Raw genomic sequence first — 26611 nt, 5'->3', positions numbered from 1 at the left:
AGGCATTTTTTATTTATTTATTTTATGTTAAGAAATTCTCTCTTTCATGATTTCTTCAACAACTTCAGGATTCAGTAATGTTGAAGTATCTCCAAAATTAGAAAAATCCCCTTCAGCGATTTTACGTAAAATTCTACGCATAATTTTTCCTGAACGTGTTTTTGGCAAACCAGATACAAACTGAATCTTATCCAGTTTTGCTATCGGACCAATATGGTCAGCAATATATTGATTAATCTCTTTAGCTAAATTCTCTTTGTTACGAATTTCACCAGTTTCTTTCAATATCACAAACCCATATAGTGCATTTCCTTTAATTTCATGCGGGAAACCTACAATAGCAGATTCTGCAACAGCCTGATGTTCATTAATAGCATCTTCTATAGGCGCTGTTCCTAAATTATGTCCGGAAACAATTACTACATCATCTACCCTACCGGTAATTCTGTAATATCCTACTTCATCTCTCAACGCACCATCACCGGTAAAATATTTACCCGGAAAAGCTGAAAAATAAGTTTCTTTATAACGTTCGTGATCACCCCAGATTGTTCTGGCGATTCCAGGCCATGGAAATTTGATACATAAACTTCCCACTACTTGATTGCCTTCAATTTCATTGCGTTTTTCATCCATCAAAACAGGCTGAATTCCCGGTAACGGTAAAGTAGCATATGTTGGTTTGGTAGGTGTTACAAAAGCAATCGGCGAAATCATGATTCCACCTGTTTCTGTTTGCCACCACGTATCAACAACCGGACATCTCTTATCTCCAACATGGTCATTAAACCAGTGCCATGCTTCTTCGTTAATTGGTTCTCCTACAGATCCAATAACCTTAAGCGATTTTAGGGGATATTTTTGAATATAATCTAAACTTTCTTTTGCTAAAGAACGAATTGCTGTTGGTGCAGTATAGAACTGTGTAATTTTATGTTTTTCGATAATATCCCAAAAACGGCTAAAATCAGGATATGATGGTACTCCTTCGAAAATTACTGTAGTTCCGCCATTTAATAGTGGTCCGTATAATATATAAGAGTGACCAGTAATCCAGCCAATATCTGCAGTACACCAGAAAATATCATTTTCTTCGTGACTGAAAACATTTTTAAATGTATATGCCGTATAAACCATATAACCGGCAGTGGTATGAACCATTCCTTTTGGTTTTCCTGTTGAACCAGAAGTGTACAAAATAAATAACGGATCCTCAGCATCCATAATTTCTGCTACATTGTAATCAAGAGCTACATCTAATAGGGGTTGTAACCAGATGTCACGACCTTCTTTCATGTCTATTTCAGTCTCTGTTCTTTTTACAACCAGAACTTTAGTAACAGAAGGGCAAGTTTCTAAAGCCTCATCAACAATTCCTTTTAGGTCAATTGTTTTATTTCCACGGTAACCACCATCAGAAGTAATCACCATTTTACATTCGCAATCATTAATTCTTGCAGAAACTGCTGAAGCTGAAAATCCAGCAAATATAACCGAATGTATAGCACCAATTCTCGCACATGCCAAAACTGCTACAGCAAGTTCCGGAATCATTGGTAAATAAATACACACCCTGTCTCCTTTACCAACTCCCTGCTCACGCAAAACATTCGCCATTTTGGAAACTCTTTCGTATAATTCATTATATGAAATATGCAGAGCACTTTCAGAAGGATCATTCGGTTCAAAAATAATAGCTGTTTTTTCTCCTCTTTTACTTAAGTGTCTGTCAATACAATTTTTAGTAATATTAACTTTTGCCTCAGTAAACCATTTCACTTCGGCGTCAGCCATATTAAAATCTACAACTTTTTCCCATTGCTGATACCATGTAAAATTTTCTTCGGCTATCTTGCCCCAAAATTTTCTTGGCTCTCTTATTGACTTATTGTAATGTTTAAAATATTGTTCTAAATTTTCAATTTTATAATAACTCATAGCGGTTGTAATTTTTTTATAAAAGTATTAAATATCAGCGTATTCTTAAAATTATTTAATTCATAAATTTTATCAAAAAATAACACATAATAAATTAAATACGATGTATTTATGCATTTAATTTAAAAAATTAATTTTTAATGGAAATATGCATATTGCAAAAAAGGCATGATACTAAAATACCATGCCTCTTTAATTTAACAATTTCAGCAACAATTAATTTTCAGATATGTTGTACTGTATTCATTTTATTTTGAAAATAGCAGCAACATTATTAATCATAACAGAAATTTCTACAAGTATATCTATCACTAAACATACCCCAATAATTAGGGATTACTTCACTTAACTCAAATTGAAAGTTAAGTGAATGTAACATGCCTATATCTGTTATTATCTTAATAAGTGCTTACTAATTCAAAATATTACATAAAACAAAGATACAGTGCAAATCCCAACACGCGTATGTGCGTAATTCCTAATATATTATCCAATTTTCTTCATTGCAGTCATAGACTCTCTTAACCATGCTCCTACTTCTTCAATAGGATGCTGACGAATTTCTTTGTTTACAGCAATTAAAACTGCATTATCTACTCCGTTTGAAGTTGAAAATGGTTTTCCAATTATATTAGTCTCCACTTTTTTCATGAATTCTGTCAATAACGGTTTACATGCATGATCGAATAAATAACAACCATACTCAGCAGTATCCGAAATAACACGATTCATTTCAAATAATTTTTTTCTTGCAATAGTATTTGCAATCAAAGGTAATTCGTGTAATGATTCATAATATGCTGATTCCTCAATAATTCCTGCTTCGGTCATAGTTTCAAAAGCTAATTCAACACCCGCTTTAACCATTGCAACCATTAAAACTCCATTATCAAAATACTCTTGTTCTGAAATTTCCGCAGTTGTTGGAGCTGTTTTCTCGAAATTAGTTTCTCCTGTCGCAGCTCTCCATTTTAATAAGTTCACATCATCATTAGCCCAGTCAATCATCATAGTTCTGGAAAATTCACCAGAAATAATATCATCCTGGTGCTTTTGAAATAACGGACGCATAATATCTTTTAATTCATCTGCAATTTCATAAGCTTCAATTTTCGCAGGGTTCGAAAGACGATCCATCATATTAGTGATACCTCCATGTTTTAAAGCCTCAGTGATAGTTTCCCATCCAAACTGAATTAATTTTGAAGCATATGCAGGCTCAATTCCTTTTTCAACCATTTTATCAAAGCATAAAATAGAACCTGTTTGTAATAAACCACAAAGGATAGTTTGCTCACCCATTAAATCTGATTTTACTTCGGCTACAAACGATGATTTTAAAACTCCTGCTTTATGTCCTCCTGTTGCAACTGCATACGCTTTTGCCTGATCTAAACCTAGTCCGTTTGGATCATTTTCAGGATGAACAGCAATAAGTGTCGGCACACCAAAACCTCTTTTATATTCTTCACGTACTTCAGAACCAGGACATTTAGGAGCACACATAATTACTGTAATATCCTTACGGATCTGCATCCCTTCTTCAACGATATTAAACCCGTGAGAATAGGCTAAAGTCGAACCGTTTTTCATTAATGGCATAATAGCAGTTACCACAGCTGTATGTTGTTTGTCTGGTGTTAGATTACAAACCAAATCTGCATTTGGTATCAATTCTTCATATGTACCTACAGTAAAACCATTCTCAGTAGCATTTTTGTATGAAGCTCTTTTTTCTGCAATTGCATCAGCACGCAAAGCATAAGAGATATCCAAACCAGAATCTCTCATATTTAAACCTTGATTTAAACCCTGGGCTCCGCAACCAACAATAACAACTTTTTTTCCTGCTAATGCTTCTATTCCGTTTGCAAATTCTGATTGCTCCATAAATTCGCAAACCCCTAATTGTTCTAATTGTAATCTAAGTGGTAATGTATTGAAATAATTTGCCATTTTCTTTTTTAATATTTAATGAATGTGTAATTTAATAATTGATTAATAAGTAAACTAAAATGATACTATTTGAATGTTTCTAACAATGTTGAAATTTCCATTTTTTCTTTAGAAACAGATATTCTGCCCGAACGTACAAATTGCATAATGCCGTACGGTTTAAACTTTGCATATAATTCTTCGATTTCAGAACGTCTTCCGGATTTTGAAATCACAAAAAAATCACGAGAAACTGTTACAATTGTAGATTGGCTTTCCTTGATGATATTCTGAATTTGTTTTTCATCAAACAACAAACCTGAAGCAATTTTGAATAATGCATTTTCTAAATAAATAGTTTCTTCATCTGTGTGATAAAATGCTTTGATAACTTCAATTTGTTTTTCAATTTGTCCTACTATATTTTTAACCCATTTCTCGGTTGTATCTACAACGATAATAAATCTTGAAACATTTTCTATTTCTGATTCTGAAACGTTTAAACTTAATATATTAATGTGACGCTTTAAGAATATTCCAGATATTCTATTTAATAAGCCTACGTTATTTTCTGAGTATACCGATATGGTAAATGTTTTTTCTTCCATAATTTTTAGCTTAATCTCATATCAGAAACCGAAGCTCCTGTTGGAATCATTGGGAATACGTTATTCTCTTTTTCTACCATAACTTCTAAGAAATAAGAATCTTTTGAAGCTATCATCTCCGCAACTGCTTCATCCAGTTCTTCTCTTTTCGTTACTTTTCTGGATTTGATATAATACCCTTCTGCAATAGCACAGAAATTTGGATTAATCATTACTGTAGAAGCATATCTGTAGTCAAAAAATAATTCCTGCCACTGACGAACCATTCCAAGGAATTCATTGTTTAAAACTACAATTTTTACCGGCACTTTTGTCTGATGAATTGTCCCCAGCTCCTGTATGTTCATTTGAAAACCTCCATCTCCAATTATAGCAACTACTTCTCTATCCGGTCTTCCCATTTTAGCACCAATAGCCGCTGGTAAAGCAAAGCCCATTGTTCCTAAACCTCCTGAAGTAACATTACTCTTAGTAGAATTAAATTTAGCATAACGACAGGCAAACATTTGATGTTGTCCTACATCCGAAACCATTATGGCATCACCTTTTGAGTGTTTATTAATCATTTCGATAGTTTCTCCCATAGAAATTCCTTTTCCATTTGTTGGAGCTAACTCTTCATCGATAACTGCTTCTAATTCAATTTTATATTTTTCTTTGAATTCATTATGCCAGGAATCGTGTGATTTCTTGTCAATTAATGGAATCAAAGCAGTCAATGCCTCTTTAACGTCTGCTAAAACAGCTACTTCCGCTTTTACATTTTTATCAATTTCAGCCGGATCGATTTCGAAGTGAATTACTTTGGCTTGTTTAGCATACGTAGCTAAACTTCCGGTAACACGATCATCGAAACGCATTCCTAAAGCGATTAAGACATCACATTCATTTGTCAAAAGATTCGGTCCATAATTACCGTGCATTCCTACCATTCCTACATTCAAAGGATGATCTGTTGGTAAAGCCGAAAGACCTAAAATAGTCCAGGCTGCCGGAATACCGGATTTTTCAACCAATCTCTTTAATTGCTCTTCTGCCTGACTCAGTATAATACCCTGACCAAAAATAATATATGGCTTTTTGGCATTGTTAATTATATCTGCAGCATCTTGTACTTTTTTAAGATCCAAGACAGGTTTTGGATGATAACTTCTAATCCCTGTACATTTTTCATAACTGAAATCCAATTCATCAAACTGGGCATTTTTAGTAATATCAATCAAAACCGGGCCAGGACGACCTGATCTGGCGATATAAAAAGCTTTGGCAATAATTTCCGGAATTTCGTGAGCTTCCGTAATTTGGTAATTCCATTTTGTTACCGGAGTAGAAATTCCAATAATATCTGTTTCCTGAAAAGCATCAGAACCCAATAAGTGTTTTCCAACCTGACCAGTAATACATACTAATGGTGTTGAATCGATTTGAGCATCGGCAATACCAGTAACTAGATTTGTAGCTCCCGGTCCCGAAGTTGCGATACAAACCCCTACTTTACCAGTAGCTCTGGCAAAACCTTGTGCAGCATGTGCAGCACCTTGTTCGTGGCGCACCAATACGTGGTGCAATTGATCCTGAAATTTATATAATTCGTCATAAACTGGCATAATAGCACCACCTGGGTAACCATAAAGCAAATCTACTCCTTCGGCTAATAAACATCTAATAACGGCTTCCGCCCCTGATATTTTCATTGTTTGTCTTTTTTTCAAAAATCAATGCCAATGGCAATTTCAAAAATCAATTTCAATATTAAAAATTAAACGTACTTGCAAATTTTTAAGATAACCGACTTTTATATTTTCATTGATATTGCAATTGATTTTCTTGATATTGTTATTTAATTAATTATTTGTCCGTAACGCATCCCTCAGATGCACTGGAGACCGAACGCATATATTTAAGTAAAACTCCTTGTTTAATTGGTGATTCCGGTTGTTTCCAACTAGCTTTACGTTTTGCTAATTCTTCATCGGAAATTTTCATATTAATGGTGTTTTTTACAGCATCAATCGTAATAACATCACCATTTTGTATCAACGCAATTCCACCACCTTCATAAGCTTCCGGAGTAACGTGCCCGACGACAAAACCGTGTGAACCTCCAGAGAAACGTCCGTCAGTAATCAAAGCAACTGTATTTCCTAAACCAGCTCCCATAATGGCTGATGTTGGTTTTAACATTTCTGACATACCAGGCCCACCTTTTGGACCACAGTAACGAATAATCACTACATTTCCAGGCTTCACTTCACCTGCTTGTATACCTCTGATTACATCTTTTTCACCTTCAAAGACTACGGCAGTACCTTCAAAAAATTCCCCTTCTTTGCCACTAATTTTAGCTACGCAACCTTCTGAAGCTATATTTCCGTATAAAATCTGAATGTTTCCAGTCGCTTTTAAAGCTTTTTGAATTTCAAAAATAACTTCCTGTCCATCATGTAAATCAGGAATTGAAGCTAAGTTTTCTGCTATAGTTTTCCCTGTTACAGTCAAACATTCACCGTGTAAGAAACCTTCTTTCAATAAATATTTCATTACTGCAGGAACACCACCTACATTATGCAAATCTTCCATTAGATATTTACCGCTTGGTTTCAAGTCAGCTAATAATGGTGTTTTATCACTGATATCCTGAAAATCTTTTAAAGTCAATTCAATCCCAACAGAATGAGCCATTGCAATTAAGTGCATAACCGCATTCGTAGAACCTCCTAAAACAGCCACCATCGTAATTGCATTTTCGAATGCTTTACGGGTCATGATATCCCTAGGCTTAATGTCTTTTTCTAATAATATTCTGATGGCTTTACCGGCATCAACACATTCTTGTTTCTTTTCCGGACTCAAAGCCGGGTTGGAAGAACTGTAAGGTAAACTCATTCCTAATGCTTCAATAGCTGAAGACATCGTATTTGCAGTGTACATTCCACCACAGGCACCTGCTCCTGGACAAGCATTTTGAATCACGCCTTTAAAATCTTCAGGTGTAATTTTGTTACTGATTTTTTTTCCTAATGCTTCAAAAGCAGAAACAATGTTCAAATCCTCCCCTTTCCATTTCCCCGGGTGAATAGATCCTCCGTAAACCATAATAGAAGGGCGATTAACTCTACCCATAGCCATTAATGCTCCCGGCATATTTTTATCACAACCAGGAACAGCGATCAAACCATCGTACCATTGTGCCCCCATAACAGTTTCTATAGAATCTGCAATTACATCACGGGAAACCAAAGAAAAACGCATTCCGTCATTTCCATTAGAGATCCCATCACTTACACCAATAGTATTAAAAATCAATCCAACTAAATCTTCTTTCCAGACGCCAGTTTTAATATCTTTAGCCAGGTCGTTTAAGTGCATGTTACAAGGATTTCCATCGTAACCCATACTTACAATTCCCACCTGCGCTTTTTTAAGATCCTCTTCTGTTAAGCCAATTCCGTAGAACATCGCCTGAGAAGCTGGTTGTGTTTCGTCTTGCGTGATTGTTTTGCTGTATTTATTTAATTCCATTATGTATTATTTGTAATTTTTTAATTTTATTCCTAAAAAAAACCTCCCAACTAAGTGGGAGGTTTAATATATATTTTTCAATTATATTTATACCATTCCCGATGCAGATGTGCTATACACATTGACAACAATGACAGAAGTAATAATAATTGAGATTTGCATTATTTGTTTTTTAGTCTCACAAAAGTATAAAAACTAATAGGGCAAAAAAAATAAATCTCAACATTTTAAATACTTCTTGTTATTTATTTCAACATTTAACAAAAAATCTTAAACAATCGTAGATTGTCCAATATGAACGTTATCATTATTAAAATAAAGTAAGTCGTCTTTGCTAAAAATAAAGTTTGAAACAAATTCCCCTACTTCATTAGTACCAAATTTTGAATCCGATTTTAAATCTGTAGTAACAACTTTAAATTCGATTGCTTTTTCTACTGCTCTGTAAATAACATTTGCTTCCTTAAATAACCCAAAATGCTCTAACAACATCGCAGCAGATAAAATAGAGGCAATTGGATTAGCAATATTTTTTCCTTTTGCTTGTGGATAAGATCCATGAATTGGTTCAAACAGTGCATTTTTTTCTCCTAAAGACGCTGAAGCTAATAAACCGATAGAACCTGTAATCACACTTGCTTCATCAGATAAAATATCCCCAAATAAATTTTCTGTCAAAATCACATCAAATTGTTTTGGATTTAAAATGATTTGCATGGCTGCGTTATCAACAAATAAAAAGTCCAAAGCCACATCAGGATAATTTGCGCTCACTTTCTGAACCACTTTTCTCCATAATCTTGAAGTTTCCAAAACATTTGCCTTGTCTACCATTGTTAACTTTTTACGTCGGTTTTGTGCCGATTTAAAAGCCAAATGGGCAATTCTGGTAATTTCTTCTTCTGAATACTCACATAAATCTGAAGCGTGAGTACCTTCTTCATTTAACGTTTTGGCTCCAAAATAAGCACCACCTGTTAATTCTCTGAAAATTGTAAAATCAGCACCTTCAATAATTTCTCTTTTTAGCGGAGAAGCATCAATTAGTGATTTATATGGTTTAATTGGGCGAATGTTTGCAAACAAACCCAATTCTTTACGCAATTTCAACAATCCCTGCTCCGGACGAACTTTTGCATTAGGATTATTATCATATTTAGGGTCACCAATCGCACCAAATAAAACAGCATCAGTATTTAAACAAAGATTTAAAGTTTGTTCTGGTAATGGATTTCCAGTTTTATCAATAGCAACCGCTCCCATTAGCGCTTCTTCAAAAACAAATTCATGATTGTACACTTCACCAATAGCATATAAAGCTTTTTTGGCTTGTAAAATCACTTCTGGCCCAATTCCATCTCCTGGTAAAACTGCAATTTTCAAATTCATAACGTCTCGTTCTTTATGTATTTAAATCTTTATTTTTATAAAACTAACTTCTTATTAAATCTCCCTGAATTTTAGATGCTTCAATAATTTGATGTATGTCTGCATCTAAAACTTCTTTTTTGATGTCAGCAAATTTCAAAAATTCAATATATACAATATCTAATTGCACCTTTGTAAGTTCATAACCCACTTTTTTAGCACGATATGCCAAAGCTGCTCTTCCGCTTCTGGCTGTCAATATAATAGAAGATTCATTTACCCCAACATCTAATGGGTCCATGATTTCGTATGTTGCTCTGTTTTTAATCACACCATCCTGATGAATTCCGGAACTGTGAGCGAAAGCATTTGCTCCAACAATCGCTTTATTTGGCTGAACCATCATACCCATACTCTCAGAAACCAAACGACTCATCTCGTTTAATTCTCTTGTATTGATATTGGTATCTAAATTTAAGTAAGGATGTTGTTTAAAAATCATCACCACTTCTTCAAGTGCTGTATTTCCTGCTCTTTCACCAATACCATTTATTGTACATTCTATTTGTCTTGCGCCGTTAATTGCACCTGCAATTGAGTTTGCAGTTGCCATTCCTAAATCGTTATGACAGTGGCATGAAAGAATTACATTTTCAATACCTTTTACGTTTTCTTTTAAATATTTAATTTTTGCTCCGTATTCTTCAGGCAAACAATACCCTGTTGTATCCGGAATATTCAATACTGTTGCTCCCGATTTGATTACTTCTTCGCAAACTTTAGCAAGGAAGGCGTTATCAGTCCTACCGGCATCTTCTGCATAAAACTCAACGTCTTCAACATATGATTTTGCATGGGATACAGCAAATTTTGCTCTGGCAATAATATCTTCTCTGGTAGTATTTAATTTATGGAGTATATGAGATTCTGAAGTTCCGATTCCGGTATGGATTCTAGGTTTCTTAGCATGCTTTAAAGCAGCTGCAGCAACATCAATGTCGTTTTTTACGGCTCTTGTCAATCCACAGACGGTTGCATTTTCTACAATTTTACAAATCTCAGAGACCGATAAAAAATCGCCCGGACTTGACACAGGAAAACCTGCTTCGATGATATCAACTCCCATTTTGTCAAGTCGTTCTGCGATAACTAATTTTTGTTTAGTATCTAACTTACATCCTGGAACCTGTTCTCCATCACGCAAAGTGGTGTCAAAAATTTGAACTTTCTCTCTATTCATATTCATTTATTTAATGTAATTTCACATCCTGAAACAAATATATATTGTACTTCTTCAGTATGAAATTCATTTTAATGAAATTATACTGTTCATAAAACAATTTATAAGTGATTAAATAATTGAAAATCAATAAGTTATATTATTATATTTTACAATGGCTAACCATCAAAAAGATTTCTTATTTGTTCTAATCAAATCTCTTTCTAAATCAGAAAAAAGACAGTTCAAAATTTTTGCAAGCCGTTTAGAAACGAGTTCTAATACCAAATTCATTGAATTATTTAATATCTTAGATAAGTCTGAGACTTACGATGAAAAACTTATCTTAAAGAGTGGAATCATCAAAAAAGTACAACTATCTAACTTAAAATCATATTTATACAAACAAATTTTAGTTAGCATCCGATTAAATATCCCAAGTCAGAATATCCGATACCAATTGCGTGAACAAATTGATTTTGCTGTTATTCTGTATAATAAAGGGTTATACAAACAGAGTTTGAAAATTTTGGATAAAACTAAAATTCTTGCACTTGAGAATGACGAAAAATTAATGGCGTATGAAATTGTAGAATTTGAAAAGCTAATTGAATCACAATATATTACACGAAGTATTCAGGGACGCGCGGATGAATTGGTTGTACAGGCCAAAGAATTAAATTACCGCAATACCATTTCAAGCAAATTATCGAATTTGTCCCTTCAATTGTACGGAATTATGCTGAAAACCGGTTATGTAAAAAGCGATGAAGAATATAAATATATCGATGATTACTTTAATAAACATATATCAAAGCTAGATGAGAGCAAGTTTGGCTTCCGCGAAAAATATTGGTTTTATAATGCTAATTTATGGCGGAGTTTTCTGGTTCAGGATTTTCTGGCGAGTTACAAATATGCTTATAAATGGGTAAGACTTTTTTATGATAATCCGAATATGATTTACCAGAATCCTGTATTTTTTCTAAAAGGAAATCATTATTTTTTAGAGTCTCTTTATATGTTGAAATATATATCGAATTTCAAAAAATATTTAACTCTTTTAGAAGAAACTATTCAGGATCCTAAATTTCCGGTAAACGATAATATTGCCTCACTTTCATTTTTATATGTCTACAACAACAAGTTAAATTTTCATATCCTGGAAGGAACTTTTGCTGAAAGCGAATATTTAATTCCTGTAATTTTAGAAAAAATAAAATTACACAACGAACATCTTGATGAACATCATGAAATGTTGTTTTATTATAAAATTGCCTGTATTTACTTTGGAAATGAAAAATATAATGAATCAATCTATTACCTCGATAAGATCATCAATAATAAAAATTTAACGATGCGCGAGGACTTAATGTGCTTTGCCCGCATCTTATCATTAATCGTTCATTACGAGTTAGGTAAAGATTATTATTTAGAAAATCATCTTAAAAACACTTATAAGTTTTTATTGAAAATGAATGATTTACATGAAGTCCAAAAGGAAATTATTAAGTTTCTGAAAAACCTGAATAATTTTTATCCTGCCGATATCAAAAAAGAATTTATAAAGATGCGTCAGCGTTTTATTGAATTGGAAAAAAATACTTATGAAAAAAGAGCTTTTTTATATTTAGATATTATTTCCTGGCTGGAAAGCAAAATAGAAAACCGAAAAATTGCTGATGTCATGAGAGAGAAAGCAAAACTAAATAGTCGTTAAACATGAAAACCCGATAAATTTCTATCCGATTTCGCTTTTAAGTCATTTTTTATTTAGTTTTAAAACAATTTCTAATGTTACACAATCTAACAAAAGTTATTTTATGCCACAGAAAGCTCAAAAAGGCATCTTAAAAAATCTTAACTTATGCTCAACAAAGTAATAACAAAACCTTAACAGCAAAACCTTTAAATATACCTGACCTTTGTAATGTAATAAACTGGTTATTTATTATTTTGGTTTTGGTTAGTTAAATGATGCCGGCGTCTTTTAGATGTCGGCATTCTTTTTTGCACAACTTGTTTCAGGTTTTCTTTGCTACAGGCTTCAGGTTACTTTACTTTGAACAAAGGCTTATTGCTAAATTCACTAAGATTTTCCGTAAAGTTTCACGAAGAATCCTGCTTTATCTAAAGCTGCGGTTACAGAATGCATAATCCAAAACCTGATACCTGAACAAAACGCAGAGTTAATCCTTTAATCTTTCGTGTAAAATTTTAAAGTAGGGAAAAGCTTTTAATAATCGGCTTCCATGCCAGGAAAACATTTCGCCATCTACAAAAATAGTTTTGGCATGATGGGTAAAACGACCTATTTCGAAAGCATCTTCTTCCTTAAAAGGATAAGGTTCTGAAGAAAGAAATACCAAATCAGGATCTCCTTCCAATCGCATTTTTTTGAGTTCAATTTCCGGATAACGGCCTTTGTCTGCGTATATATTCTGAAAATGATTGAGTTTTAATAATTCATTTATATACGTATCATTTCCGGCAACCATATAAGGATCTTTCCAAATAAAATAAGCTGCTTTTTTAAGGGAAATATCCTGAACATATTTTTTGAAATCGTTTAAAGCAAAACTCAATTTATTATTCCATTTTTGTGCTTCGGTCCTGCAATTAAAAAGTTGTCCAAAGTCTGAGATCATTTGAAAATTATCTTCAATAGAAATAATATTAGTTACCCACACAGTACAAATGGCACTTAATTGCTCCACAATATCAAGAGTATTTTCTTCTTTATTACAAATGATAATATCCGGCTGCAATAATCTAATTTTCTCTAAATGAACTTTCTTGGTTCCTCCAACAACCTTTTTCGTAGATTTTAGATGATACGGATGCACACAGAATTTAGTAATTCCGATAATCTTTTCTTCTAAACCTAAATCATAAAGTAATTCTGTTTGAGACGGTACTAACGAAATAATGCGTTTTGGTGATATACTAAAAGCATGTATGGTACCGAGCTGATCTGTGAGTTGTTTCATGTTTTTGAAGTTTCAAGTTTTTTTGTTTCAGGATTGAAGTTTGTTGAATTTCGTTTTTTTACACTAGAGATTCACAAAAGTTGCACAAAGGAAATAATTTAACATGGTGAATCTCTGTGAAAAAACTTTGCGAATCTCTGTGGTAGAAAAATTATGTTCAAAGTCAGGCAACCTGAAACTTTAAACCTGAAACCTGAAACTAAGAATTCCTTCCATTTCCTGTTGCACTTTCAATGCTTCTTCTCTTGCCTTTTCTGCAAAATCAGTTCCTTTAGAAGCATAAATAATCGCTCTTGCAGAATTTACAAGTAATCCAATTTTGTCATTCATTCCGTATTTGCATACTTCTGACAAACTTCCGCCCTGGGCGCCAATTCCAGGAACTAACAAGAAACTGTCCGGAACAATTTTTCTAATTTCTGCAAAATACTCTGCTTTGGTTGCGCCAACAACATACATTAAGTTATGGCTGTTTTTCCATGTTTTAGAAGTTTCTAAAACCTGTTTGTATAATTCTTTTCCGTTTGTAATTAGGGTTTGAAAATCAAAAGCCCCTTCATTAGACGTTAAAGCCAACATGATAGTATGTTTATTTTCGAAAGCTAAAAATGGCTCAATTGAATCTTTGCCCATGTAAGGAGCAACAGTTACACTATCAAAATTTAAATCTTCAAAAAAAGCTTTTGCATACATGCTTGAAGTATTTCCGATATCGCCACGTTTTGCATCGGCTATGGTAAAAATATCAGGATAGTTTTCGTTAATATAATTGATCGTTTTCTGTAAAGACATCCATCCTTTTATGCCATACGCTTCAAAAAAAGCAGTATTGGGTTTGTATCCTACAGTCAAGTCATGTGTGGCATCAATTATGGCTTTATTGAATTCGAAAACAGGATCTTCGGTTTCTAATAAATGTGTGGGTATTTTAGTTAAATCCGGATCTAAGCCAACGCATAAAAATGATTTTTTCAGAAGAATTTGTTCGTGTAGTTGTTGTGTTGTCATTCTTGATTTTTTAGTTCTTCTAATTCAAAGAAATTATTTTTTAGAAAGTAGGCAAAAATAAAAAAAGCCATTCAATTAAGAATGGCTTTTTGGTTTTATATTGTATTTAGATTATAAATTACCTAAATATACAATTTCTGTTCTTCTGTTTTCAGCTCTTCCTGCAGCCGTTTTATTAGACTTAACCGGTTTTGATGCTCCAAAACCTTGTGAAGTTAAATTAGAAGGGTTGACACCTTTTTCAATCAAAGCATCCATAACAACTTTTGCCCTGGCTTCTGATAATTTTTGGTTAGCCTTAGCATTTCCTACATTATCTGTATGACCGTTAATTGCAAATTTAGCATTCGGATAATTTCTCAAAATCTCCTTAATAGCATCTAATCTTCCTAAAGTTTCACCTTTATTAGCATCACTTAAAGTAGCTTTACCTGTTACGAAGAAAATAGATTTTGCTTCTACTTTCAATTGTTCTAATATAGCTTTTGTAACCTTAGGACAACCTTTGTTGTCTGCAGAACCGGCAATTAGCGGGCACTCATCATCTTTATCTAAAACACCATCTTTATCGGCATCTAAATCCGGGCATCCTTTATTTTCTACCAAACCAGGAACATCAGGACAGGCATCATCTTTATCTAAAACTGTATCTCCGTCTGTATCTGGCCACGGACAACCTTTGTTTTCTACCGGACCTGCAATTGCCGGGCAAGCATCAACGTTATCAAGCAATGTATCTCCATCAGAATCTTTCCAAGGACAACCCTTATTTTCAACCGGACCTGCAATTTTAGGGCAAACATCATCTTTATCAAAAACTTTATCACCGTCTGTATCAGGCCAAGGGCATCCGTTATTTTCTGCAGGACCTGCAACTTTAGGGCAAGCATCATCCTTATCTATTACACCATCTTCGTCTCTGTCTTTAAATTTCTTCTGATAAACCGGGATTTTAACTCCCAAATGAAAATCGACTGCTTTAGATTCTTTTGAAACTAAATTGGTAATTACAGAACCAGAACCAATAAAGAAAGCCCCGACACGTAATCCTGATCCAACCTGCATTCCGCTGTATTCCATCCAGGTCATCGGCACATAAAAACTAAACCACCGGCTCTCATAACGAGGCGTTAAACTTACTCTGTCAGCAATACTGGTTCCGTTTAATTTGGTATTATTAACCATACTAATATCCCCATTAAGGTTCAGGTAAAATTTATTATACATATTCCAGTCTACATCAGCATGAAGTGCGGTTGGCAAATTTGTTTTTACTCCTTTTGAAGTAGAAACAGGAGTATAATTATCATTTAAGAAATCGTATAAATTATCTGCGTCCTCAATCATTTGTTGAGTAACATTTCCATCTATATTGTAGGTATCAAGCCTTGATTTTTTATAATTTATAGAACCAATGTCAGTAACAGATAATCCAAAACGTAATTTATACTTGTTTAAATCCCTGAAGTTATTATCAGCTGGTTTCGCATTATTTAAATCGTATTTATCATAATCAGGTCTCCACTCATAAACAAACCCTAAGTCAAGACCAAATCCGCTTGAATTAATATCAAATTCATAGTCTTCATTAGTTTCAAAATCCTGGCTTGCACCAATAGTAAGTTCCCCTTTTGTGGTTAAAATTCCATCTTTAGGATTAATTACATTCTCTGTAAAAGTTACATCAACATTCTTCCCCTGAATATAACCATTAACACCACCTTGCAAGTATTTTGCAGTTAAACCTCCTTTTAAGAAATGCTGCTTGTTTTGATATAAAACTGCAGCATAGGAAATTCCTAATTCTCCCCATGAATTTGTAGCGCCATTTGGATTACCTCCATTAAGGTTAAAACTTTCAGATTCATCTAAACCGTCTTTAACCTGATCTATCAGATTTCCATTAAAATTTCTTAAATTAGTAAGTGTTCTGGCCCTTGTAAATACTGCCAACGTATGTTTTGGAGCAATATTAAACATAAATGACGGCCCCATGATATCAAAGTTAACAATACCGTTATTATTGAATGTAGGTGTGACTTTAGCCTGACTATCAAAATCATAGCCATCTTTATAAACATCAAAAAGTCTAACGCCATATAAGTCATTCCCTACCGATCCGCTCAAGGAAAACAAGTTTATATCAGTTTTAAAACGAGAGTCAGCTATAGATGCAGGATTAAAAAGGACACTTTGTACACCGGCATAGTTATCGTGAAAATAGCCTAAATAAGATTGCGCCTTAGACGCGAATGAGTTGATTAAAATTAACAAAATGAGTAATTGTTTTTTCATTAAAATTTGAATTTTAGGGTTTAAGTTGGCGGCAAAACTACAACATTACAATTGATAATAAGTTATCAAAACATTGAATTCATATAACATCTGCAATAAATTATGTAAGAAAAAAAACAAGTCTGTCTTTTAATTTTGTAACAAACATAAAATCAATTAATTTATGATCCCAAATATTGGAATTTCAACAAAGAATTTAAAGAAAAGCACAACTATATTAGCCACAATTTTATCAAACGAAATGACGTTATATGTAAAAACAAGAAAATTTCACTGGAATATTTCTGGAAATAGTTTTATGGAACTGCATAAATTATTTGAAGACCAATACCGAGTTCTGGAAAATAATATTGATGAAGTAGCAGAACGTATTAGTCAGCTTGGAGAAAAAACTATTGGAACCATGACAGAATTTATTGAAAATTCAACTCTCAAAGAATCTCCAAAAGAATACGTTTCACAAAAAAATATGCTTGAAGAACTTTTACAGGACCATGAGCAACTTATTACAGAATTCAGGGATTATATTCCTGTTTTTGAAGGAGAAAGCCATGATGTTGGATCTTCAGATTTTGTTACAGGATTATTGCAACAGCACGAAAAAATGGCATGGATTCTAAGACGTTATCTGGTCTAAAACAATAATCTGTGAATTATATAATATTTCAATAAATACATGTAATGGATTTACCTGAATAAAATCGGAAATTTACAATTCAATTAAAAAAAATACATTATGAACACTACTGAAATAAAAGGAAACTGGAACGAGTTGAAAGGGAAACTGAAACAAAAGTATGCTGATTTAACTGATGACGATTTAATGTTTGCCGAAGGAAAAGAAGACGAAATGTACGGAAAACTTCAGCAAAAATTAGGAAAGACAAAAGAAGAATTGAAGCAAATTTTTTCAGATTTGTAAATCCTTTCAAATTTACCAGTGTACCGCCTAATTTATTTAGGCGGTATTTTTTTGATTTTCAAACATTAATGTTTTCAGTTGCTTAAAAGCTTATATTAAATCCAAAAACAAAAAATAAATTAATTATCTTTAGCCATATTTAAAAAAAATGAAACTATTTATAAAATTTGACATCAACACAATTTGCTCTCTTTACTTAAAAGAAAAACTGGAAGAACAAAATCTAAATTTTTCTTCTTTGGGGTTTGGAGAAATTGAACTTGAGGAAAATCTTAGTATAGATGCATTAGAAGAACTTAAAAAAAAATTAAGTCCTTTTGGTTTCGAAGTTGTAGAAAATCAAAAAAGCGTTTTAGTTCAAAAAATAAAAGATGCTATTATTGAGTTAGTTTATACTGATGATAATAATAATTATAAAAGCTCTGCGTATCTGGCTGATAAGTTAAATCATAGTTATGGTTATTTGTCGAATGTTTTTTCTGAGGTAACCTATTCCTCTATTGAAAACTTTATAATCATACAAAAAATTGAAAGAGCTAAACAATTGATGCTTATTAATGAAATGAGCCTGACTGAAATTGCTTTTTTACTTAATTATTCAAGTGTTGCCCATTTGAGCACTCAATTTAAAAATACAACCGGAATAACCCCATCTTCATTTTTAAGAATTATTAAAAAACGAAGAGAAAATTTAAAATAAACCCAAACACCCATATCAATGCAAAAAAACGCATTACATATTTTATTAGCTGATGACGATGAAGATGATCGTCTTTTTTTTAAGGATGCTTTTGAAGAAGTAAAAGTACAAACCAAAGTTGAGTTTGTTTTCGATGGTTTACAATTAATGGAGCATTTGATGAATCCTGATACTAAATTGCCTGACATTTTATTTCTGGATTTGAATATGCCAAAAAAAACAGGGAAAGAATGTTTGATTGAAATTAAAAAAACAGAGCATTTAAAAAATTTAATTATTGCTATTTATTCTACATCATCTTCTGATGAGGATATTGAGGATACTTTTATTCATGGAGCCAATATCTATATTAAAAAACCAAGTGATTTTAATGCCTTAAAAAAGATAATAAATGAGGTCGTAACCTTAAACTGGCATTATCATACTTCAGGATTAAACCGGGATAATTTCTTGCTAAGCCTAAAATAATTGAATTATAATGAAATGGATACCTAATTTTAATTCTTCAGGATCATTGAGGGTTATTTTTATAATAGCCATTTTCATTTTATTGTTTCTTTCATCGATTGCATACAAACACAATCAGGATTTAAATGAATCCAGTAAATTGGTAATGCATACGTATGAAATTAACATTCAGTTAGAACAATTGATGTCGGCAATAAAAGATGCCGAAACGGGTCAGCGTGGTTACATGATAACCCGAAACAGCCGTTTCCTTGCACCCTATCTTTTTTCACGGGATAAAGTGAATACATCTTTTATTACCTTAAAAAAACTTACAGAAAACAGTCCGAAACAACAGGAAAACCTCAAAAAGCTATTCAAATTAATCATTCAACGGTACGTTTCGTTTGAAAATTGTTTAAAATACAGCGAACCCAGAACCTACGATAAAAGAAAATTGGACAACCATATGTTTGGCGGTCGGATTTTAATGGAAAATATTCGTTTTCAGGTTGATAAAATGAATGATATCGAGAAAAAGTTTTTAGAGAAAAGCTTAAAAAAATACGATGAGGAAATTTCACTAGGACCATTATTTTCAATCTCTTTATTTTTAGCTGCATTAACTTTTATTTTACTTGCTTACAGACAAATCAGTAAGGATATTGTCCGATTAAAAATTTATAATAAAAAACTTTTAATCTCCTCAGGTCTTATGACCGAATCTGAGGCGATTGGAAAGTTCAGTACCTGGCAATGGGACCTGGACACAGACAAAATTGATTATTCTGATAATCAATTCCGTCTTTTAGGAGTAGAACCTAAATCATTTGTTCCTAATAAGGAAAGTTTTTTAGATTTTGTACATCCCGAGGATAAAGAAGCAATCGAAGAATCTATGCAAGGTATTATTGATAATAAACACCTTCCTTTTATTTATTATAAAGTGATCCGTAAAGATAATCAGGTGAGACATTTTAAATCTACAGGAAAACTTTTAATTGATAAACAAGGCAGTAAAATTTTACTCGGCATTAATTTTGACATTACAGACGAGCATTTATTAAACATAAAGCTTCAGGAGCGTAATAAAGAACTAGAAAAAAGCAATCAGGAATTAGCGTCATTCAATCATGTTGCAAGTCATGATTTGCAAGAGCCCCTAAGAAAAATTCAAACTTTTATTTCCAGGGTTTCTGATGCTGACAGGGCTATAATATCTGATAGCGCAAAGGAATATATTACTAAAATTGAAACTTCAGCCAAAAGAATGCGGGTTTTAATTGATGACTTATTACTATTTTCACGAACGAACACTACTAAAAAGGAATTTATCAAATCAAACCTAAATGATTTGTTTGAGAATGCAATTGTAGAATTAGCCGAGGTTATTGAGGATAAAAAAGCAAAAATATCCGTTTCCAAATTACCTAAACTATTAGTTATACCTTATCAGATAGAACAGCTTTTTATCAACCTTATTGGAAATTCCTTAAAATACAGCCAACCAGATTTGATCCCGGAAATTAATATTGAATCTGAAAAAGTTTTATCAGCTGATAATCCGGAATTATTAGATCAGTCTATAAAGAAATATCATAAAATTACTTTTAGAGATAACGGAATGGGATTTGATCCTCAGTTCAGGGAAACCGTTTTTGTATTATTTCAACGCTTACATTCAAAAACAGAGTTCCCCGGAACCGGAATTGGGCTCGCCATCTGCAAAAAAATAGTAGAGAACCATAAAGGTTATATTATTGCTGATAGTGCCATTAATCAAGGTTCTGTTTTTACGGTATATCTTCCTGAATAAATCCTTTAAAAATGCCTTATAAAACGTTATATAAACCCATAATGGGAATTATATAACGTTTCTTTTTTATGCTGTAAAGTAAAACTTATGATTGCTTAGCATCTTTGTAATGTAGTAATGAAGTAACAATTAAATAATGCCTTTATCAAATACATCATTTTTAAAAACAGGCTTTATAGTGATAATATTAGGCTCATTTTTATCCTGTAAAAAGAATGAACCAATTGAAAAGACAACAACTAAAAAAGACGTTCTTACAAAAAACAGCAAGGAAGAAAAAGAAGCTTACTTTTTTATTGCAGCATCAAATGTAACTAAATCGATTATTGCAAAAAGTCAGTTGGCGCAACATAAAAGTTTAAAAAACTCAGTCAGGGAAATCAGTACAATAATAGAAAACAATCAAAATCTGTTATTACAGGAAATTAATAAAGAAGCCCTAAAAAAATTGATTATAACCACTGAAGTTAGTTCAACAGTTGCAAACGATGACTTATATAATTTGATTGATACCGTTAATGTGAAATTTGATAAAGCGTACATCAGTTCGATAGTAAAATCTTTATCAGAGCAAATTAAATTATTTGAATCCATTGCTAAAGAAACGCAGGATGCGTCAATTTTAAAATTAGTTCTTTATTATTTACCCAAACAATACGAGCTTTTAAGAGAGGCAAAAAAAATTCAAACAAACTTATAACCAATTATTAATTAAATTTTAAAATTATGAAATCAAATTTTTTATACGCCTTAGCCCTTTTTATGACAGCTTCATTTGGAATGCTTCACGCACAGGACGATAACGTAACTACTGAGTTTGGTATTAAAGGAGGACTAAACATGTCAAACTTTTATAAAGATGATGCAGACGACAACAATGTATTATTCGGTTTTAATGCCGGTGTTTATGCGACGTTGCCAGTATCTGATTTTATTGCCATACAACCCGAATTACTTTTCACGACAAGGGGTTCAGAATTAGAGTTTGACAATCCTGGTGATAATCAAAAAATTAAATTCAAATTAAACTATATTGAACTTCCTCTGTTAGTAAGAGTAAACATTACCAGAATGTTTAATATACATGCTGGGGGATATGCATCTTATCTAGTGAGTTCTAAAGTTACAGGTGAAGGGCCTCTTGATTTTGAAAACGAATATGACACTGATGATTTCAACAAATTTGATGCTGGTCTTGCTGCCGGTATTGGATTGGACTTTAACCCTTTAAGTGTTGGATTGCGTTACAACTATGGATTAACAACGATCGTTAAGGATGGTGACAATTCATCAGATTTAAAAAACAGCAATCTGTCTTTATACTTGTCATACAAATTAAATTAATCAATTATTAACCATAAATAATTAACACCATGTCAAATTTATTATACACAATTGCAGTTATCCTTGTTATTCTTTGGGCTTTAGGGTTCTTTGTATACAGCGCAGGAGGTATTATCCATATTTTATTAGTAATTGCCGTTATCGCAATACTATTCAGACTTATTAAAGGTCGAGGAATTTAAAAAGTAATTATTAAAAACAAATTATATTAATCATTTAAATCAAATATTATGAAAACGAGTAACACAATTTTAGGAATTTTAGGAGCTGCAGCTGCAGGAGCATTTATCGGAGTTTTATTTGCACCGGACAAAGGATCAAATACAAGAAAAAAAATCAAAGATAAATCAAAAGATTACAGTGATAACCTTAAAGAAAAAGTGGATGGTATCATAAGTACATTAAGTACAAATGGAAAAGATATCATTGAAGAGGGTAAAGCTAAATTCAATCAGGTAAAAGATGAGTTTAATGCTGCTAAAGATGAAGCTAAAACTGTAAAAACTAACTATTAAAAAAGTGAAATTTTTAATCATAAATACACCTTATTATGGAAACTAATGCAACAACAAACGAAAACATCTTTGAAAAAGCTGAAAACTATACCAGAACGAGTTTAGAATTAGTTAAACTCAGAACAGTATCTGCATCGGCAGATGTTCTTTCAACAATAACATCGAAAATAGCTGTTGGCGCTGTTGTTGCATTTTTTACCTTGTTTCTAAATATTGGATTAAGTTTATGGATTGGAAAAGAACTTGGAGAATATTACTATGGTTTTTTTATCCTGGCAGGATTTTATCTGATTGTTGCAATCGTATTACATACTTTTCAACATTCACTAATTAAAACTCCAATTGGAAATCTGGTTATTTCCAGTATTTTAAAGGAAACTAAAACTGATTTAAACGAAACTGATCAAACTCTAAATTAAACTGTTATGGGGACTGTTAAAGGAAATGTTTTTGATGTAGAAAGATTAAATCAGATGATTCGCGAAACAGAAATTCGACAAGATTTGGACTGGATTGCAATCAAAGATGAAATTAAAGAACTTAAAGAGAATTTAAAACCTCTTAATTTGATCCGAAACACGGTTGAAGAAGTCAATGAAGCCGTAGGTTTCAAGAGTGATCTTGCCCAATCAGCTATAAGCATTGGAATAGGTTACCTGGCTAAAAAAATAGTAATCGGAAAAACCAACTCAACTTTTAAGAACATCATTGGTTCAATTTTGCAACTTGCCGTAACAACGCTGGTTTCTAAACCATCACATCATGAATCTCAGCAAGAAGAATCATTACCAAAACAAAATGCATGGGAAAAGTAATTGTCTCAACTAAATTAAAAATATTATGGAAAAGATAAACGAAATAATAATAAAAAATGGTGTGCACATTTACTCTAATTTCTACAAATGTTTTGAATATACAAGAGTATTTTTAGGTATCTAACTCGTTTATACGTTTCTGCTATAACAAACGGTTAAACAGTTAATACTTCACTATAAATCTAATTATTCAATTAGAGCCTTAGAAGAAAAAGCAAAGTCTACTCTTGTAAACTTTGCTTTTTTGCATTAAATTATGGCTGAACAATAAAGAAGTCTAAACTTAACAAATTGTTATTTATAATTTTGATAGATTGGAAGTTTTAAACCAACATACAGATTAATACCTTTTGAATTGTTCGAAAATAAATTAGAAACAAGGGACCCCGAACCTATAAATAAAGGACCAGCCCTAAAACCTGTTCCTATTTGAGTACCGCTGTATTTCATCCAGGTCACCGGAATATAAAAGCTAAATTGTCTGGTTTCATATCGCGGTGTAAATGTAACCGAATTAGAAATTGCAGTTGCATTCACTTTTTCTGCACTTACCAATCCAAAATCACCACTCAAATTCAAATAAAATTTATTGTCTATGTTCCAGTCAAAATTGGTATGGAGAGCCGTTGGCAAATTTGCTTTTACCCCTTTTCGTGAAGAAGTAATTGCATAATTAGCATCGAAAAACTCAAAAATATCATCTGCATCATCAATATCATCCTGGGTAACACTTCCTGTAAGATCGTAAGTATTCTCGACAGTATTTTTATAGTTAAGCTTGCCAATATCAGTTACAGCTACTGCAGCTTTCAATTTATATCGGTTTCCAACACAGGTATGACAGTTGCCACGATACTCGTAGGTAAAGCCTAAATCAATGCCTAAACCTGCTGATGTGGCATCAAACTCAGGGTCTTTTCCATTTTCATAATCATAACTTGCAGACGTTTTTAATGTACCGGTAGTGTTATATTCACTCAAAGCCGGATCAATATCATTTTTATTGAATGCAATACTCAGGTCTTTTCCGTTGATATAACCGTTTACACCTGCCATTAAATATTTAAATGTAATACCGCCTTTTATAAAATGTTCATCCTTATCCAGTAATATAGCGCCATAGCCCGCTCCAATTTCTGCCCAGGAATTGCTAACGGCATTGGGGGTTCCTCCAGTAATCAAAAAACTGTTCGATGCATCAATATCCTGATTAAGTTCATCAATCAGCTTTCCGTTTACATCAATAAGATTGGTTATGCTTCTTACCCGGGTAAAAAGAGCTATACTATGTTTTGGTGTAATATTCATCATAAAGGAAGGCCCTAAAATATCTACATTAAAATTCCCTCTATTGTTCGTTTTAATGTCTTTCTTTCCCTGTGCCTCAAGGTCATATCCCCCATCCAGCACCTCGGCAAAATTAACACCATACAAATCATTTTGTCCCGTTGAACTCACAGAAAACAAAGTAACATCGGCTTTGTATTTTGAATCTACAATAGCAGACGGATTGAATAAAGCTCCCTGAATTCCGGCATAATTATCATCCCGAAACCCAAAATACGATTGTCCCTGAGCATAAAATATGCTCCCTAAAAAGCAATAAATTAGTAAAGTTTTTTTCATAAATTATTTTTAAACAGTTAGTTAGTATGCCTTTTTACATTTATACAGGCATGCAAATATTCTAAAAAAAAGCCATAAAAAAAACTTAACTAATTGTAGATTAGTTAAGTTTTACTATTTAAGTGATAATTCAGAAGCTTCTTTCAGTTTTTTTAAAAGGTTCTAAGATTCTAAGTTGCTAAGTTTCTAAGAAAAAAAACTCCAAATAGAAATGCCGCAAGCCTTCTTCTCAATCTCAAAAAAAAGAGACTGTTTTGCATCTCGCAAAACAGTCTCTTTTTAAATTCTTAGCAGCTTAGGCCCTTAGAACCTTAGCAGCTTATTTTAAAATACCTCAGAAGCTTCTTTCAGTTTCTCCATATTGTTCACCAATTGTAACTCGGCAACAATTTTCTGGATATCACCATTCATGATATTTCCTAAATCGTATAAAGTCAAACCAACCCTGTGATCAGTTACACGCCCCTGAGCGTAGTTGTACGTACGAATCTTAGCCGAACGGTCACCAGAACTTACCTGAGAGGTACGTTTTGTAGCATCTTCGGCTTCTTTCTTGGCCAGTTCCTGTTCGTATAAACGGGAACGTAAAACGCCTAAGGCTTTATCTTTATTTTTATGCTGTGATTTCTGATCCTGACATTGCGCCACCAATCCGGTTGGAATGTGCGTTAAACGTACAGCAGATTTCGTTGTATTAACCGATTGTCCTCCAGGTCCAGATGAACAGAAGAAATCTACTCGAACATCGTTCATATCAATCTGTACATCAAACTCTTCCGCTTCCGGTAAAACCATTACAGTAGCTGCAGATGTATGTACACGACCCTGAGTCTCCGTTTGAGGAACACGCTGAACGCGGTGAACGCCCGCTTCAAACTTCAAAGTTCCGTAAACATCTTCTCCCGAAACCTCAAAAATAACCTCTTTAAATCCTCCCGAAGTTCCTTCGTTCATATCGACAACCGAAGTTCTCCAGCCTTGGTTCTCACAATATTTAGTATACATTCTAAACAAATCCCCGGCAAAAATACTCGCTTCATCCCCACCCGTTCCGGCACGAATCTCCACCATCACGTTTTTAGCATCTTCAGGATCTTTAGGGATCAGCATAAACTTAATTTCTTCCTCCAGTTCAGGCAATCTTTCCTTTGCTTCGTCTAGCTGCATTTTGGCCATCTCGGTCATATCAGCATCACTTCCATCCGCAATAATTTCGTTTGCCTCCTCTATATTAGCCATCAAAAGCACGTATTCATCACGCTTTTCAGCCAATGCTTTCAGGTTTTTGTACTCCTGATTCAATTGCACATAACGTTTCTGATCAGAAATAACATCCGGCTGGATAATCAAATCCGAAATCTCGTCAAAACGCTGTTTTACTATTTGAAGTCTATCTAACATTTTCTAATTCCTTTTATTGGAGTGCAAATTTACGAAATTTTTGTTGAAAATTCTATCATTACCTATTTGAGTTTTTTAGCTAGAATTTTTAATGGAATTATGATGTTTTCAGGAGCTGATTCCTGCTATCCGCTATATCTTT

General features: G+C 33.0%; 24 protein-coding genes. 12 read left to right on the top strand and 12 right to left on the bottom strand.

The features are described 5' to 3' along the window. Window positions 1–27: 27 nt before the first annotated feature. The 7 genes from acs to J2W48_RS19145 all read right to left on the bottom strand — a co-directional run bounded on the left by acs (window position 28) and on the right by J2W48_RS19145 (window position 10611). Window positions 28–1938 carry an acetate--CoA ligase gene (gene acs, locus J2W48_RS19175; RefSeq protein ID WP_310283402.1) on the bottom strand — a complete coding sequence of 637 codons (1911 nt, stop codon included), beginning with the start codon at window positions 1936–1938 and terminating at the stop codon, window positions 28–30. A gap of 486 nt (window positions 1939–2424) precedes the next feature. Beyond that, a complete protein-coding gene (gene ilvC / locus J2W48_RS19170; RefSeq protein ID WP_310283401.1) occupies window positions 2425–3894 on the bottom strand; it encodes a ketol-acid reductoisomerase in 1470 nt (489 codons plus the stop codon). 65 nt (window positions 3895–3959) lie between these two features. Then, complete coding sequence (ilvN, locus tag J2W48_RS19165) at window positions 3960–4481, bottom strand: acetolactate synthase small subunit (RefSeq protein WP_310283400.1); 522 nt, start codon at window positions 4479–4481, stop codon at window positions 3960–3962. Window positions 4482–4486: 5 nt separating this feature from the next. Further along, window positions 4487–6175 carry a biosynthetic-type acetolactate synthase large subunit gene (ilvB, locus tag J2W48_RS19160; protein ID WP_310283399.1) on the bottom strand — a complete coding sequence of 563 codons (1689 nt, stop codon included), beginning with the start codon at window positions 6173–6175 and terminating at the stop codon, window positions 4487–4489. Between the two features lie 154 nt (window positions 6176–6329). After that, a complete protein-coding gene (gene ilvD, locus J2W48_RS19155; RefSeq protein ID WP_310283397.1) occupies window positions 6330–8003 on the bottom strand; it encodes a dihydroxy-acid dehydratase in 1674 nt (557 codons plus the stop codon). Between the two features lie 270 nt (window positions 8004–8273). Then, window positions 8274–9392: a 3-isopropylmalate dehydrogenase gene (gene leuB, locus J2W48_RS19150; protein WP_310283396.1), complete on the bottom strand. Its 1119-nt coding sequence runs from the start codon at window positions 9390–9392 to the stop codon at window positions 8274–8276. Between the two features lie 43 nt (window positions 9393–9435). Continuing rightward, window positions 9436–10611 (bottom strand): 2-isopropylmalate synthase, encoded by a 1176-nt coding sequence (locus J2W48_RS19145; RefSeq protein WP_310283395.1) that lies wholly within the window; start codon window positions 10609–10611, stop codon window positions 9436–9438. 154 nt (window positions 10612–10765) lie between these two features. Between J2W48_RS19145 and J2W48_RS19140 the strand changes: the two genes are divergently transcribed. Then, complete coding sequence (locus tag J2W48_RS19140; protein ID WP_310283394.1) at window positions 10766–12310, top strand: hypothetical protein; 1545 nt, start codon at window positions 10766–10768, stop codon at window positions 12308–12310. A 469-nt stretch (window positions 12311–12779) separates the two neighbouring features. On the opposite strand, the gene J2W48_RS19135 is transcribed toward J2W48_RS19140, so the two are convergent. The 3 genes from J2W48_RS19135 to J2W48_RS19125 all read right to left on the bottom strand — a co-directional run bounded on the left by J2W48_RS19135 (window position 12780) and on the right by J2W48_RS19125 (window position 16883). Beyond that, window positions 12780–13580, bottom strand: a complete 801-nt coding sequence (locus J2W48_RS19135; RefSeq protein WP_310283393.1) for an ABC transporter substrate-binding protein — start codon at window positions 13578–13580, stop codon at window positions 12780–12782. Window positions 13581–13760: 180 nt separating this feature from the next. Next, window positions 13761–14588, bottom strand: a complete 828-nt coding sequence (gene pyrF / locus J2W48_RS19130; protein WP_310283392.1) for an orotidine-5'-phosphate decarboxylase — start codon at window positions 14586–14588, stop codon at window positions 13761–13763. A gap of 111 nt (window positions 14589–14699) precedes the next feature. Further along, entirely contained in the window at window positions 14700–16883 is a 2184-nt protein-coding gene (locus tag J2W48_RS19125; protein ID WP_310283391.1) for a DUF5723 family protein, read from the bottom strand. Between the two features lie 163 nt (window positions 16884–17046). Between J2W48_RS19125 and J2W48_RS19120 the strand changes: the two genes are divergently transcribed. From J2W48_RS19120 to J2W48_RS19070, 11 genes are all read left to right on the top strand, one after another. Further along, on the top strand, window positions 17047–17520 hold the full coding sequence (locus tag J2W48_RS19120) for a Dps family protein (protein WP_310283390.1): 474 nt from the start codon (window positions 17047–17049) through the stop codon (window positions 17518–17520). A 99-nt stretch (window positions 17521–17619) separates the two neighbouring features. Further along, entirely contained in the window at window positions 17620–17805 is a 186-nt protein-coding gene (locus J2W48_RS19115) for a CsbD family protein (RefSeq protein ID WP_310283389.1), read from the top strand. A 148-nt stretch (window positions 17806–17953) separates the two neighbouring features. Next, the gene (locus tag J2W48_RS19110) at window positions 17954–18505 is read left to right on the top strand and encodes a helix-turn-helix domain-containing protein (RefSeq protein WP_310283388.1); all 552 of its coding nucleotides are present in this window, start codon (window positions 17954–17956) and stop codon (window positions 18503–18505) included. A gap of 18 nt (window positions 18506–18523) precedes the next feature. Beyond that, window positions 18524–18973, top strand: coding sequence for a response regulator (locus J2W48_RS19105; RefSeq protein WP_310283387.1), 450 nt, complete (start codon window positions 18524–18526; stop codon window positions 18971–18973). A gap of 10 nt (window positions 18974–18983) precedes the next feature. Further along, the gene (locus J2W48_RS19100) at window positions 18984–20768 is read left to right on the top strand and encodes a CHASE3 domain-containing protein (protein ID WP_310283386.1); all 1785 of its coding nucleotides are present in this window, start codon (window positions 18984–18986) and stop codon (window positions 20766–20768) included. 136 nt (window positions 20769–20904) lie between these two features. Continuing rightward, complete coding sequence (locus J2W48_RS19095) at window positions 20905–21468, top strand: DUF4142 domain-containing protein (RefSeq protein ID WP_310283385.1); 564 nt, start codon at window positions 20905–20907, stop codon at window positions 21466–21468. 26 nt (window positions 21469–21494) lie between these two features. After that, a complete protein-coding gene (locus J2W48_RS19090) occupies window positions 21495–22112 on the top strand; it encodes a porin family protein (RefSeq protein ID WP_310283384.1) in 618 nt (205 codons plus the stop codon). Between the two features lie 29 nt (window positions 22113–22141). Next, entirely contained in the window at window positions 22142–22294 is a 153-nt protein-coding gene (locus tag J2W48_RS19085) for a lmo0937 family membrane protein (RefSeq protein WP_310283383.1), read from the top strand. Between the two features lie 48 nt (window positions 22295–22342). After that, a complete protein-coding gene (locus J2W48_RS19080) occupies window positions 22343–22627 on the top strand; it encodes a YtxH domain-containing protein (RefSeq protein WP_310283382.1) in 285 nt (94 codons plus the stop codon). 35 nt (window positions 22628–22662) lie between these two features. Then, window positions 22663–23046 (top strand): hypothetical protein, encoded by a 384-nt coding sequence (locus tag J2W48_RS19075; RefSeq protein WP_310283381.1) that lies wholly within the window; start codon window positions 22663–22665, stop codon window positions 23044–23046. 6 nt (window positions 23047–23052) lie between these two features. Continuing rightward, window positions 23053–23442 carry a hypothetical protein gene (locus tag J2W48_RS19070; protein ID WP_310283380.1) on the top strand — a complete coding sequence of 130 codons (390 nt, stop codon included), beginning with the start codon at window positions 23053–23055 and terminating at the stop codon, window positions 23440–23442. Window positions 23443–23736: 294 nt separating this feature from the next. Here J2W48_RS19070 and J2W48_RS19065 read toward each other — a convergent pair whose 3' ends face one another. Together J2W48_RS19065 and prfA are read right to left on the bottom strand one after the other, a co-directional pair. After that, window positions 23737–25068: a DUF5723 family protein gene (locus tag J2W48_RS19065; RefSeq protein WP_310283379.1), complete on the bottom strand. Its 1332-nt coding sequence runs from the start codon at window positions 25066–25068 to the stop codon at window positions 23737–23739. Between the two features lie 324 nt (window positions 25069–25392). After that, window positions 25393–26469: a peptide chain release factor 1 gene (gene prfA / locus J2W48_RS19060; protein ID WP_310283378.1), complete on the bottom strand. Its 1077-nt coding sequence runs from the start codon at window positions 26467–26469 to the stop codon at window positions 25393–25395. Window positions 26470–26611: the final 142 nt, after the last annotated feature.

Source organism: Flavobacterium piscis, assembly GCF_031457575.1.
Taxonomy (GTDB): domain Bacteria; phylum Bacteroidota; class Bacteroidia; order Flavobacteriales; family Flavobacteriaceae; genus Flavobacterium; species Flavobacterium piscis_A.
Note: the sequence above shows the minus strand (reverse complement) of the source record. Positions and strands in the feature narration are given on the sequence as shown.